The organism is Anaerostipes butyraticus (genome assembly GCF_016586355.1).
Lineage (GTDB): Bacteria > Bacillota > Clostridia > Lachnospirales > Lachnospiraceae > Anaerostipes > Anaerostipes butyraticus.
Genome location: NZ_BLYI01000040.1, coordinates 1 through 330 on the forward strand (window position 1 = coordinate 1; position 330 = coordinate 330).

General features: G+C 50.3%; 1 protein-coding gene. It reads left to right on the forward strand.

The window, feature by feature from the left end; translation table 11 throughout:
- A partial coding sequence (locus JMF81_RS09150) for a transposase (protein ID WP_201311153.1) occupies positions 1-330 on the forward strand: 330 nt, incomplete at both ends.

Genomic DNA, 330 nt, shown 5'->3' on the forward strand with positions numbered 1-330 from the left:
TGGATGAACTCAATGCCATCATCAGCGAACTTGATGATGATATTGATAACTTCATGAAACCGCAGGAAAAACAGGCCGCAAAAGCGATCCAGGATATCCCCGGCATTGGAAATACCAGCGCACAGGCGATCATTTCGGTCCTTGGCACGGACATGGAGCGGTTTCCCAGCGATGGCCACCTGGCCTCATGGGCTGGATTATGTCCGGGCGATAACGAGAGTGCGAAAAAGCGAAAGTCAGGCAAGACCCGAAAAGGAAACGCTTTACTGCGGGAGACGCTTGTTGTCAGTGCACACAGTGCGGTAAAGAATAAAAGATCCTACTTCTATG